We start from the raw sequence: 12,328 nt of genomic DNA, 5'->3' as shown, positions 1-12,328 counted from the left end.
AGACCTAAACGGCAAGTACTCTAAAATACAGGTAGGCCGCGAGGCTGGCGGCTGAAAGCGCCACGACGGGAATGGGGTGGAAAAGACCTTTGATTATTGCTGCGAGCGCAAGTCCAAGCAGGACGATCGTTCCTCCCAACCAGGGGCCCATATCGCCGACGGACAGCGCGAACGCGGAAAGGCTGACGGCTGCGGCGACCACCGTCACCGGCATCTGATTTTGAAGCAGCTCGGTGCGGCTTGTAAATGTAAGCAGAAATCTGTTCCAGCTGAGCCCGAGGGAAAAGCTCAAAAGCAAGGCGGGGAGAACATACAGCATCGAATATCGTCTCTTCAGGTATCCAGGGATACCGAAGCAATCCCTATGCCAATGTCTGGAGACGATAATCCCTACGGGGAGGCCGAGGCGCCGGTACGAGACAATGCCGGTTTGGCAGGCGGTTTGCTGTTTTGTTCGGCACCCCAGCCGTTCGACGGGCTCAAATGCGAATACAACCTGGCCGGCGGACCGAGGCGATCCGCCGGAGACGTATTTGAAGATGATTACTCGGCCACCTCCAGTCGGGCGCGCATGTTCGGATGAAAGCGGCAGTAATAATCAACAACACCTGCCTTGGTTACCACCGTCGAAGCCGACTGACGCGGTTGAATGACGACATCGAATCTTCCATCGGCAGTGGCCGTATGCACCATGATGTCCTTATTGACCCACCTGATCGTGTCGCCGACGGTCGCGCTGACCACCGCCGGCCTGATTTCAAGCTTTTCAATGGTGACCTCGATCGTCGCGGCCTCGGCGGGAAGGACGGATAGCAACAGCCCCAGGCCGGCCAATCGCAGCCGGCCGTCACATGCAATTCGCATCGTCTGCTTCCTTATTTCAGCATTGAAGCAACATGCTCGGCGTGCTGCTCATGGCCTTGAAACAGCTTGAGGCCCGTCTTCAAGAGATCCTTCAGCTCGGCATTCTGGGCTGACGGGATCAGCGTGCCTTCGAGGGCGCTATTGACCTGTTTGTGGTAAGCGACTTCGTTCTCGACATAAGCCTTGTCGAAGGCGGCGCCCTTGAGCTTTGCGAGTTTGGCGCGCTCTTCAGTTGCAGCCTTCGTCAATTGGCGGCTTGTGTCATTGTCTTCGGGGGTGACCTTCAGCTTCTTTACAAGGTCGAGGGCTTGTTTGTTGACGGCCTCGTGGTCGCGTACCATCTCGTTCGCGAAAGCAGTGACCTCCTTGTTCTTGGAGATACTGAGAGCCTGCTTTGCCGCTTCGACGTCGATCACTCCGGCCGTATAGGCGATGTGGGCGATCTGTGGATCTGTCGGCGCAGCGCCGGCGGCAAAAGCTGCGGGGCTGAGAAGGCAGATTGCGGCAACGGCCGCGCTCAATCGGACAAACATTCTAGAGCTCCTCTTTCCGGCGACGAGTTGCGTGCCGGTTTTTGTTGGTGACGCTCATTGGATGCCGATCGAGGCGCAACGTTCCCAAAATTATTCTTCGATGCCCAGTCGTTTCATCACTTTTGTTGTCAGCCGCTCGCAGCGCCATCCGGCAAAGGGAAATGCATTGAGGAGCATTGGGCCGATACGATCGTCGATGTGCTTTCGCAACAGCTCCCTGGCGCGGTGAAGCCTGGATCTCACCGTCGCGTGCTTGATACCCAAGAGCTCTGCGGTTTCTTCGACGCTCATGCCTTCGATGACCCTCGCAATGAAAACCAGGCGAAAATCATCTGGCAATTCGTCCGTCGCCTCTTCCACAAGCCGCAATATCTGCCGTTGTGCCATGGTCTTTTCCGGATCGTCTGTGGCTATGCCATTTGGAAATGGGACGACGTCAGCGCTTGCCGCATGGGCAGGCAAGATAACCTCAGGGCTGCGCGAAGTCTTGCGAAGCCGGCCGAGGGCCTCGTTCATGACGATCCGGTGCAGCCACGTGGACAATGATGACTCGGCTCGAAAATTGCCGAGATGCTCAAAGGCATGCATATAGGCTTCCTGAACAACGTCTTCGGCGACGCTGTCGTCGCGCACAATGGCACGCGCAATCCGGAAAAGACGCTGATTATAGCGGCGCATGATCGTTCGAAATGCCCCAGGATCTCTGCCGGTGGCGTGCTCGATCAGAGCGGCGTCACTCGTCTGATCATCCGGAAGGGCCCGTCCGGCCAGGACTACAAGATTTGTTGCCTTCATTTTCATCTCCAATCGGCGATTGGATGTCCGGCCTTGGAAAATGTTCCCGAGATTCTCAAGGTTTTGAGATTTGCGCGGGAGTTCATCGATATCGCACCCCGGTGTCTGTCACGATTACATCCATCGGAATGTCGTGGGCGAGGGGATGGATGGTCTTGATCTTTTGCGATTCGAAGCCAACGCCGATAGCCAGCGGCTTGCGGCCGAGATGAGCGAGGGTCCTGTCGAAATAACCCCCGCCATAGCCAAGCCGGAAGCAATTGCTATCGAATCCGACGAGCGGTGCAATAACGACATCGGGGATAGCTTCCTTGCCGTCTGCCGGCACGGGAATATTCCAGATGCCACGTTCCAGCCGCTCTCCTATTTTCCACGACCGAAAAATCAGGGGTGTTCGTTTGGCGGCGACCACGGGTAGCAGGCATGTCGCGCCACGGCTGGTCGCAGCAGCCATCCATCCGCGGAGATCGGGCTCTCCCAGAAACGGCCAGAACATGCTGATGTATCGGCCGGCGACGTCGGTAACCACGTGATTAAGATAATTCGCAATCAAGCGGGTAAATTCCTCCCGCTGCGCCGACAGCAAGGATTTCCGCTCATCGATCAATTTTTGACGCTCTGTCTTCCGCCATGCCGGAATGTCCGAGGGGGCAGCCTCGTTAGCCGAAGAGCCGCTGGAGGCTGGTTGGATCTCATGCATTAGGCAGGCTGGCGATGCGAATTCAGAGGACGCGTCGTCCGTATCTCGCTGATCCGACATGGTCATCTGCATTCCTCAAATAGCGCTTTGTGATCCGCCATCGAAACCTGCTTGGGCTCAAATGATCGTTTTTGTTTGGAGAATTATATGTGAACTTAGTTCTGGAATCGAGATTTTTCCGTTGGCGCGTTGCCCGGGGGAGGTTTTCGGCGATGCCGCGGCCGCGCGGCGCGGGACAGTGCCATGTGCGCCCTGGCCGCCGTCGAACGCTGCTTCAAAGAAAAGAGACTTGACGAAGTTCTATAAGCCGCTAGTTTAACCGGAGGCGCCTCCGGTTATGTGGGCGCCTTTCACTTCTTAATCCAGACGCTTCCAGGACGTCATGCCGAAACCGCGTCGGCGCGTCCCTTGGAGAAAACATTTAGTCTTTGGCCGACCATCGACCAGTCCCTTGTAGAAGCCGATATTTTCATTCTCGTGACGAAGGCAGGAGCTTTTCATGACACGAACCATCCATCTCTCGCTCGACATAAACGGGAGGCGCCACGAACTCGATGTCGAACCGCGCGTCACGCTGCTCGACGCGTTGCGCGAGCATCTCGCGATGACCGGCACAAAGAAAGGCTGCGACCAGGGCCAGTGCGGCGCCTGCACCTGTCATGTCGACGGCAAGCGCGTGCTCTCTTGTCTGACGCTTGCCGCCCAGGTCGAAGGCCGACAGGTCAGCACCATCGAAGGGCTGGCGGGTGAAAACGGCGATCTGCATCCGGTCCAGGCGGCCTTCATCGAAAACGACGCCTTCCAGTGCGGTTACTGCACGCCGGGTCAAATCATGTCCGCGGTTGCCTGCATTCGAGAAGGCCATGCGGGTTCCGATGCGGAAATCCGCGAATATATGTCCGGCAACCTCTGTCGTTGCGGGGCCTACAACAGCATCGTCGCGGCGGTGCGCGAAGCGGCGGAGACGGCTCGATGAAAGACTTTTCCTATCTCCGCGCCGCTTCCGCTGACGAGGCCCGCAGCGCTGCACTCCAGGCCGGTGCAATGTTGCTCGCTGGCGGCACGACGCTCCTTGATCTTGCAAAATGCGGGGTGGTCGAGCCAGAAACCGTCATCGATATCACCCATCTAACCGGATTGGACGCAATTGCCGTCGATGCCGAGGGCGTCACGATCGGTGCGCTTGCCCGGATGAGCGAGGTGGCCGACCACAAGGATATCCGCGTCGCCTTCCCGGCAGTTTCGGAATCCTTGTCGCTTGCCGCGTCCGCGCAGCTTCGCAACATGGCCACGATCGGAGGCAATCTCCTGCAGCGAACCCGCTGTTCCTATTTCCGCGATCCGGGCGCCTTCACCGCCTGCAACAAGCGCAATCCGGGATCCGGTTGTTCGGCGATCGGCGGGGTGACCCGCAATCACGCCGTTCTCGGCACGAGCGATGATTGTATTGCCTCCTATCCCGGCGACCTTGCCGTCGCTCTGACAGCTTCTGATGCGCTGGTCGATCTCGGCGGCCGGAAGGTGGCGATCGATGATTTTTTTCTGACGCCCGACAGCACGCCGGACAAGGAGACTATCCTTGAACGCGGTGAGCTCATCACCGGCATCGTCATTCCAGCCTCTGACGCCGCACGAAACTCGACCTATCTCAAGGTCCGCGACAGGCAGTCCTACGAATTCGCGGCGGCCAGCGCGGCGGTCGGTCTCGCGTTCGAGGCGGACGGCAGGACCGTGCGCGATATCCGCATCGCCCTTGGTGGAGTTGCCACCAAGCCTTGGCGGGCCCACGCCGTCGAACAGGCGCTTATCGGCAAGGTTCTCGATGCGGCAACCATCGACAAGGCCAGCCGTCTCGCAATGGAGGGGGCCGTCTCGAATGGTGGCAATCATTACAAGATTGAACTCGCGCCGCGCGTCGTTAGCCGCGCCATCTTAAAGGTTGGAGGTCTCGCATGACCATTATGGAACCCCGCAAACACGGCGACGCCTCCGACGGTACGATCGGCGGTCGTCAGTCCCGCTTCGAAGGCAGCATGAAGGTCACGGGCTCCGCGACCTATGCGCTGGAATATCCGGCTGAAGGTCTTGCCCATGCTGTCCTGGTGCAGAGCACCATCCCGGCCGGCCGCGTCGTGAAGATCGATACGGCGATGGCGCTTGCCGCGCCAGGCGTGCTGATGGTGCTGACGCCGGATGACGATCTCGGCCTCGTGACGGCTACCGACTGGTACGGCAATCGACCCGAAAACCAGCCCTACTATCCGCTGCCGCGCGAGGTTCGCTTTAACGGCCAGGCAGTCGCAGCCGTCGTTGCGGAAAGCCGTGAACAGGCCGCTGAAGCCGCCAAGCTGGTCCGCGTCACCTATGAGGAGAGCCCGTCGATCCCGAGCCTCGATGACCCGAATGCCGGCGAAGGCAAGGTGATGGACAACCTCACCGCCGGCTGGGGCGATGCGGAAGCAGCACTCGCCGCAGCGCCCGTCACGGTCGAAGGCGAATTTCGCACCCCGCGTGAATATCACGTCGCGATGGAGCCGCACGGTTTGACGGTAAGGTGGGACGGCAATCATTTGACCGTCTGGGAGCCGAGCCAGTGGTCGCATGGCATGGCGCGTACCTATTCCGAATGGTTCGGCATTCCCTTCGAGAATGTCCAGTTGATCTCGCCCTTCATCGGCGGCGGTTTCGGCTCGAAGGGTGGGGCTCTCGCCTATGGTGCGGTAGCTGCCTTCGCGGCAAGAAAACTTGGTCGGCCGGTGAAGCTCGCCGTTACAAGAACCCAGAACTTCACCAGCTATGGTGGCCGTGCCGCGACGCGCCAGACAATCAAGCTTGGGGCAACGGAAGACGGCATCCTGCAGGCGATCGTGCATCGCGGCGCCAGCGAGACGTCTACCTATGCGGACTGGCCGGAACAGACGGGCGCAGCGACGCCGATCCTCTACAAAGTGGAGAATTTCTCCTCGCAGCATCGGGTCGTGCCGGTCAATACCGTCACGCCGGGCGCGCTCCGCGGTCCGGGCAAGAACCCGAGTGCTTTCGGCATCGAAAGCGCCATGGAGGAACTGGCCTACAAGCTCGGCATGGATCCGCTCGAAATCCGGCTGAAGAACTATGCCGATCATGACTATCAGTCCGGAAAGCCCTGGTCGACGCGCCGCCTGCGTGAGGCGCTGATCACAGGTGCGGAGGCCTTCGGCTGGTCCCGGCGCAGTCACGCGCCGCGTTCCATGCGAGACGGCCGCCAGCTCATCGGCTGGGGCATCGGCTGCGGTACCTTCCCGGTCATCCGGGCGCCGAGCGAAGCCCTGATCCGCATCCTCGCAAATGGCAGGGTCGAAGTCGTCAGCGGCGCGATCGACATGGGGCAGGGGACCTATACCATCCTGGCCCAGACCGCGGCTGATATATTTGGAATTTCGGTCGATCAGGTGGATGTCCGTCTCGGGGATTCCCGTCTGCCGGGTTCGGCCATCGCCGGCGGCTCGATGCTGGCGGGTTCCATCATGGGGGCCGTGCACAAGGCGGCAACGGCTGCGCGCGACGAGCTCATCGGGCTGGCGCTCAACGACGCCAACTCGCCGTTCCGGGACACAGGGGCGAATACGCTGAACTTCGCCGATGGCCGTGTCACTGCCCCGCGCGGCGAGGGCCCCTCTCTTACGCTGGCGGAATTGATGGCAAGGCTCAAGCGCGTGGAGATCGAAATCCGTCGCGACACGTTGCCGGAAGGGGCAAGCGCCCAGGATCATCACCAGGCCTGGACGACCTTGTCGAAGGTTCAGGGTCCGACCATGGGCGAATATTCCATGCATAGCTGGTGCGCCCATTTTGCCGAGGTGCGGGTGGACGAGGATTTCGGCACGGTGCGGGTGTCCCGCATGGTCTCCGCCTTCGATTGCGGCCGGCTCTATAATCCCCGGCTGGTCGAAAGCCAGTGGCGCGGCGGCATCATCATGGGCATCGGCCAGGCGCTGCTGGAGGAGGGCTTGGTCGACATGCGCAACGGCCGGACGGTCAACAACAACATGGGCGACTACCTCGTGCCGACGAACTCGGACATACCGGATATCCAGGTGATCTCGGTCGGCGTGCCGGACTACAATGCCTCGGCATTGGGCGGCAAGGGCGTCGGGGAAGTCGGCATCGTCGGCGTCGCGCCGGCGATCGCCAATGCAGTGTTCCATGCGACCGGCAAACGCATCCGCGATCTGCCGATCACTTTGGACAAGCTCATGTAGCAGTCCAACCGAGGATGATGGCCCCGTGCTTGGGTTTCATCATCCTCGGCTATCGTCGCGTCGCCTGCCAGATCTCCAACAGGGTGCGCCCCGCAGGGCGCTTCGATTTGGCAAAGATGGATCAGGCATAGATCCGGGCTTCATGCCGAAATGATCTTGCGGGAGGCGACATAGGGCTCGATCCTGGTGGCATCGAGCTCTATTCCGAGCCCCGGCCCGTCGGGAACGGAAACCGTGCCGTCGGCACTGACCTTCGGCCTTCCGGCCAATTCCAGCAGCGGGTTCGGCCCGACATCATATTCGAGATAGGGAAACGGTTGCTGCCCGCCGGCCCTATGGCGAGGCAGAGTCGAGAGCAGATGGAGCGCCGCATGGAAATTGACGGTGCTGCCCCAGACGTGCGGTATGACCGGGCGATTATGCATGTGCGCCAGAGCGACCACCTGGCCGACACCGGTGAGGCCGCCGCAAATGGCGATATCGGGTTGAAGAACGTCCATGCAGCCATCCGCCAAAAACGGCAGGAAACCCGCAGGATTCATGATCGCTTCACCCCCGGCGATGGCGGTCTTGATCTGCCGTGCTGCCAGTCGGTAGCCCGGCAAGTCGGTCGGGGTCACCGGCTCTTCGACCCAGAGCAGCCTGGCTTCTTCCATCAAGGCGGCCGTGGAGATCGAACGCCGCGGTGTGCATGACTGATTGAAATCAATCATGAGATCGGCCTCATTGCCGATCTGCCGACGCGCGGCGAAAGCCGCGGTCACATCGTCTTCCGGGTTGAAGCCGCTTCGCAACTTCAATGCGCGGAAGCCTTCGCTGAGATAACCGTCGATCTCCCGTTCGAAATCCCGGTATGGGTGGCCGCCGGGCTTGAAGAACGGACCGCTCGCATAGGCAAGAACCTTGTCGCGACGGGCGCCGCCGAGAAGGCTGGACAGCGGTATGCCATAGGCGCGTGCCGTCAGATCGTGCAGCGCCATGTCGACCGCGGAAATTGCGGTCATTATGCCGTCGCCTTCATTGGCTTCGCGCATCGTCTGCCAGAGCGCTCGAATATGCGTTGGGTCCTGCCCGATCAAATGGCGAGCGAGTTGCCCTTCGATCATGGCTGCGGCAGTCGCGGGAGCCACCCATGCTTCGCCCCATCCGCAAAGTCCGCCAGCCACGATCTCCACCAGAAGCGTTTGCCGACTGGGGAAGAAAATGAGAGCATTTCCAATCGGTTCCTCCAAGGGAGCCGAGAGATGGTAGAGGCGGATTTCCGATATTTTCATGATTGCGTCCTTGCGGAGAGGGCAGCTGAAGCCTTCGCGCGCATCAGATCCCTCATGCTGTAGCCAAGAATGAAGATCGCAGCCGCCGTAACTGCCATGGCCGCGGCCAGGAAAAGCAATGCGCCCTGGAAGCCGCCGGTCGCGTCACGGACCCATCCGATAATCGTCGGGCCAAAGAAGCCGCCGGTGCTGCCAACCGAATTGATCAGCGCGATGCCGGCGGCAGCGGCGGTGCCGGTCAGAAGCGTCGAAGGGAAAATCCAGATCGTCGGCGAAGCACCGCCAATGCCCGCCGCTCCGATCGTCAAACCGATGACGCCCACGAATGGGTTGCCGGCGAAGGCGGCGATCACAAAGCCGACTGCGCTGGCGATAAAAGGCCCGGCCGTATGCCAGACGCGTTCGCCTGTCTTATCCGAATGACGACCGACCGCGACCATTGCGATGGCCATGAAGACGAACGGGATCGCAGCCACAAGGCTGGTCTGAAGGGTGGAAAGGCCGAATTGCTTGATGAACTGCGGCATCCAGATGGCGATACCCGTGGTACCGATGACCAAGCCGACGGCGATCAGGCACATCAGCAAAACGCGCGGATCGACGAGGGCGCGTCCGACCGAGAAATGCTCGACCTCCTCCTGGGCCTCACGTTCGCTGTCCAGGCGTTTTGTCAGCCAGCTGCGCTCCTCTTCGTTGAGAAAGGATGCGGATGCGGGGCGGTCGGGCAGGGCAAAGAAGACGACGAGCCCCATAATGATTGCGGGCAGGCCTTCGATCAGGAACATCCATTGCCAGCCGTGAAGACCAGCCACTCCGTTCAGGCTTTCCAGAATGAGGCCAGATGCGGGGGCTCCAAGGACCGAGGCCAGCGGCACCGCGACATTGAACGACGAGAACATCGAGCCTCGATAGGCACGCGGAAACCACAGGGTCATGTAGAAGATCATGCCCGGGAAAAAGCCAGCTTCGGCGGCGCCCAGCAATATGCGCACGACATAGAAGCTGGCGGGGTTCCAGACGAAGGCCGTCAACGCTGAGAGAATGCCCCAGCTAATGAGGATGCGGGCGATCCAGAGGCGCGCGCCGACGCGGGCCAGCATGAGGTTGCTCGGCAGTTCGCACAAAACATAGCCCAGAAAGAAGATGCCTGCCCCGAAACCGAAGGCGGAGGCTGAAAAGCCGAGGTCGCCATTCATCGTCAAAGCAGCGAAGCCGATGTTCACGCGATCGAGAAAGGCCGCCAAATAGCAAAGCATAAGGATCGGCAGGATCCGCTTTGCTGCCTTGCTGATGATATCTGGTCTATCCGTCATAGTTATCTCCTCCCACAGGTCCAATACTCGCCTGTATCCCTCTCGTTCCTTTAACCAACATTGACATTTTCAATCAAATGAGTTTTTTAAAGATAGCGATATAGGAAATTTAAATGTGCGGATAACGCTCGCTCAGGTCGAAGCTTTCTACTGGACGGTTCAGCTCGGTTCGGCGCAGAAGGCTGCGCATCATCTTAATCTCGCGCAGCCGAGCATATCCCTGCGTTTGAAGGATCTCGGAGAGGTCCTGGGTGTCGAACTGTTGGAGCGGTCAAGTCGCGGCCTCATCATGACGGCGGAGGGGCGCAAGCTGCTGCCTCGCGTCAAATCGATCATGGCGGAGATACAGAGCATCCAGCAGCGGGATTCCGCCCTTGCCGTTGCCGGCGCCATCCGGGTCGGCCTCGCAGAGGGTTTTGCCGTCAATTGCCTGGCGCCATTGCTCGCGGGCCTGTTGGAGGATTACCCGTCCCTGGAGCCGGAGTGGGTCGTTGCGACGAGCACGACATTGGAAGCCTCGCTCCTGGACGACAAGATCGACGTCGCCGTTCTGCTTAATCCGCTCGGTCACGAAAAGCTCGCGCTCAAGCCACTCGGCCCCCAGCCGACACATTGGGTCGCGCCGGCTTCCTGGGACATGGGGAGTGCCGTCGAACCCAAGGATCTCCGGGACAAGCCCATCATTTCGAACCCACCGCCGTCGGCCATGTACAGGCAGGTCACCCACTGGTTTGCGCTGGCGGGCATCCAGCCGCAAAAGATCAGTGTCTGCACGAGCGTGGCAGTCATCCCGGAGCTCGTGGCCGCGGGCCTGGGGGCAGGGATCCTGCCGACCCCGATGGCTCTTCGTTATGTTGCGGAAGGCACGATCCAGATGCTGGCCTCCAGCCCTAAAATCGAAAACGGCCGGCTGTTCCTCGGCTCACGCGCGGGCGTGGCCGACCAGAAGATCATGGCCGTCGAACGAACGACGAGCCGGGTGCTGAAAAAAATGCACTATCTGGAAATCGACAGCAATGGCTCGTCATCGGACAATGCAACGGTATCGTAGCCGGTGCCAAACGGTCCATCCCCGGGACCTTGCCTGGCTTCACCACGCCCGAAGCTAGGGTGCTGGATGAGGCGCGGCGGGAAGGCGGTTGTCTTTGCTGCTGCCATGGGCCTATGGTGCGCCATCTTTGTCTCTAGGAATTTGCGCTATGGAATATCGTCGTCTTGGAAAATCCGGCCTGATGGTCAGCGAGTTCTCGTTCGGATCATGGGTTACCTTCGGCAGGCAAGTCGAAGGCAGCGATGCCGTCAGTCTGATGGCCTACGCCTATGACAACGGCATCAATTTCTTTGATAATGCCGAGGGTTATGAGAGCGGAAAATCCGAAATCGTCATGGGCGAAGCGCTGAAAACGCTCGGCTGGAGCCGGGACAGCTTCATCGTTTCCAGCAAGGTGTTTTGGGGTGGCCAGAAACCGACGCAAAGAGGCCTGTCGCGCAAGCATGTTACCGACGCTGCCCATGCAGCACTAAAGCGACTGCAGGTCGATTATCTCGACCTTTATTTTTGCCACCGGCCTGACATCGATACCCCGATCGAAGAAACTGTACGTGCCATGCACGACCTCGTCACCCAGGGCAAAATTCTCTATTGGGGCACGTCGGAATGGTCGGCCCAGCAATTGACTGAGGCCTATGCGGTGGCCCGTGATCTGCGCATCACGCCTCCGACGATGGAGCAGCCGCAATACAACATTTTCGAACGCCAGAAGGTGGAAGGCGATTACCTGCCGCTTTACGATCTGATCGGCTTGGGCACGACGATTTGGTCCCCGCTTGCATCAGGCGTACTGACCGGCAAGTACAACAAGGGAATGCCCAACGACAGCCGCATGAACTTGCCCGGTTATGAATGGCTGAAGGAAAAATGGGCGAGCGAGGCCGGCCTGGCTCGGCTTGCGCAGGTGGCGGAATTGGCGGATCTCGCAGAAGAGGTCGGCATTTCGATCACCCATCTCGCTTTGCTCTGGTGCCTTTCCAACCGCAATGTGTCGACGGTGATCCTCGGCGCATCGCGCATGAGCCAACTCGAGGATAACCTGGCGGCGCTGGCACACAAGGACAAGCTGACTCCCGACTTGTTGGCTCGTATTGACGCCATCGTTGGAAACAAGCCTGCTGCCCCGCAGCGGTTCTAATCCTGAAGTTCCCGAGATCCATAGCGCCCGTGTTTTCGCCTCGTCGGCGGCGGCACGGGCCGCTTGCCGTTTACAACTAATTTCGTTGCATACAGCTATCTGAATCCGCGGCTTTGATATCCGGGAGGAATCATGTCGCGCCTCAGCCGGTGAACGGGCCGGAGGTACGCATCAATCATCAATGCGAAATCCAACCTTCACCACCACCTGGTAGTGCGCGATCTCGCCATCCTTGATGTGACCTCTGATCTGCTCCACTTCGAACCATTCGAGATTTCTCATGGTTTTCGAGGCTCGCGAAATCGCCGTTTCGATCGCCTCGGTCACCGAGGTCTTGGAACTGCCGATAAGTTCGACCTTCTTATAGACGTGATCGCTCATGTTATCCTCCCAGGCTGGTTTAGATTATGCTTGGCTTC

At 59.8% G+C, this 12,328-nt stretch carries 13 protein-coding genes; 5 read left to right on the top strand and 8 right to left on the bottom strand.

Annotation, left to right across the window (positions count from 1 at the left end):
• Window positions 1–4: 4 nt before the first annotated feature.
• From PY649_RS07655 to PY649_RS07635, 5 genes are all read right to left on the bottom strand, one after another.
• Entirely contained in the window at window positions 5–319 is a 315-nt protein-coding gene (locus tag PY649_RS07655; RefSeq protein WP_285867641.1) for a hypothetical protein, read from the bottom strand.
• Between the two features lie 224 nt (window positions 320–543).
• A complete protein-coding gene (locus PY649_RS07650) occupies window positions 544–864 on the bottom strand; it encodes a cupredoxin domain-containing protein (RefSeq protein ID WP_285867640.1) in 321 nt (106 codons plus the stop codon).
• 11 nt (window positions 865–875) lie between these two features.
• On the bottom strand, window positions 876–1,397 hold the full coding sequence (locus tag PY649_RS07645) for a DUF4142 domain-containing protein (RefSeq protein WP_285867639.1): 522 nt from the start codon (window positions 1,395–1,397) through the stop codon (window positions 876–878).
• Between the two features lie 90 nt (window positions 1,398–1,487).
• Window positions 1,488–2,192 (bottom strand): RNA polymerase sigma factor, encoded by a 705-nt coding sequence (locus PY649_RS07640; RefSeq protein WP_285867638.1) that lies wholly within the window; start codon window positions 2,190–2,192, stop codon window positions 1,488–1,490.
• An 82-nt stretch (window positions 2,193–2,274) separates the two neighbouring features.
• Window positions 2,275–2,958, bottom strand: coding sequence for a 5-formyltetrahydrofolate cyclo-ligase (locus tag PY649_RS07635; RefSeq protein ID WP_349644414.1), 684 nt, complete (start codon window positions 2,956–2,958; stop codon window positions 2,275–2,277).
• Window positions 2,959–3,391: 433 nt separating this feature from the next.
• Between PY649_RS07635 and PY649_RS07630 the strand changes: the two genes are divergently transcribed.
• The 3 genes from PY649_RS07630 to PY649_RS07620 are packed head-to-tail and all read left to right on the top strand — an operon-like array spanning window position 3,392 to window position 7,133.
• Complete coding sequence (locus PY649_RS07630) at window positions 3,392–3,868, top strand: (2Fe-2S)-binding protein (protein ID WP_285867637.1); 477 nt, start codon at window positions 3,392–3,394, stop codon at window positions 3,866–3,868.
• Window positions 3,865–4,848 carry an FAD binding domain-containing protein gene (locus PY649_RS07625; protein WP_285867636.1) on the top strand — a complete coding sequence of 328 codons (984 nt, stop codon included), beginning with the start codon at window positions 3,865–3,867 and terminating at the stop codon, window positions 4,846–4,848. Before PY649_RS07630 ends, PY649_RS07625 begins: the two co-directional genes overlap by 4 nt.
• Entirely contained in the window at window positions 4,845–7,133 is a 2,289-nt protein-coding gene (locus PY649_RS07620; RefSeq protein ID WP_285867635.1) for a xanthine dehydrogenase family protein molybdopterin-binding subunit, read from the top strand. The genes PY649_RS07625 and PY649_RS07620 overlap by 4 nt, the downstream gene beginning before the upstream one ends.
• Before the next feature lie 140 nt (window positions 7,134–7,273).
• Here PY649_RS07620 and PY649_RS07615 read toward each other — a convergent pair whose 3' ends face one another.
• Both PY649_RS07615 and PY649_RS07610 read right to left on the bottom strand, forming a co-directional pair.
• Entirely contained in the window at window positions 7,274–8,407 is a 1,134-nt protein-coding gene (locus PY649_RS07615) for a mandelate racemase/muconate lactonizing enzyme family protein (protein ID WP_285867634.1), read from the bottom strand.
• A complete protein-coding gene (locus PY649_RS07610) occupies window positions 8,404–9,720 on the bottom strand; it encodes an MFS transporter (protein WP_285867633.1) in 1,317 nt (438 codons plus the stop codon). Before PY649_RS07610 ends, PY649_RS07615 begins: the two co-directional genes overlap by 4 nt.
• A 115-nt stretch (window positions 9,721–9,835) precedes the next feature.
• Between PY649_RS07610 and PY649_RS07605 the strand changes: the two genes are divergently transcribed.
• Together PY649_RS07605 and PY649_RS07600 are read left to right on the top strand one after the other, a co-directional pair.
• Window positions 9,836–10,771, top strand: a complete 936-nt coding sequence (locus PY649_RS07605; protein WP_285867632.1) for a LysR family transcriptional regulator — start codon at window positions 9,836–9,838, stop codon at window positions 10,769–10,771.
• Window positions 10,772–10,919: 148 nt separating this feature from the next.
• Window positions 10,920–11,909, top strand: a complete 990-nt coding sequence (locus PY649_RS07600; protein WP_285867630.1) for a potassium channel beta subunit family protein — start codon at window positions 10,920–10,922, stop codon at window positions 11,907–11,909.
• Window positions 11,910–12,080: 171 nt separating this feature from the next.
• Here the strand turns inward: PY649_RS07600 and PY649_RS07595 are convergent, their stop codons facing one another.
• On the bottom strand, window positions 12,081–12,290 hold the full coding sequence (locus PY649_RS07595) for a dodecin (protein ID WP_285867629.1): 210 nt from the start codon (window positions 12,288–12,290) through the stop codon (window positions 12,081–12,083).
• Window positions 12,291–12,328: the final 38 nt, after the last annotated feature.

Source organism: Rhizobium mayense (genome assembly GCF_030272705.1).
Lineage (GTDB): Bacteria > Pseudomonadota > Alphaproteobacteria > Rhizobiales > Rhizobiaceae > Rhizobium > Rhizobium mayense.
This window is presented reverse-complemented; position numbering and strand designations above follow the sequence as displayed.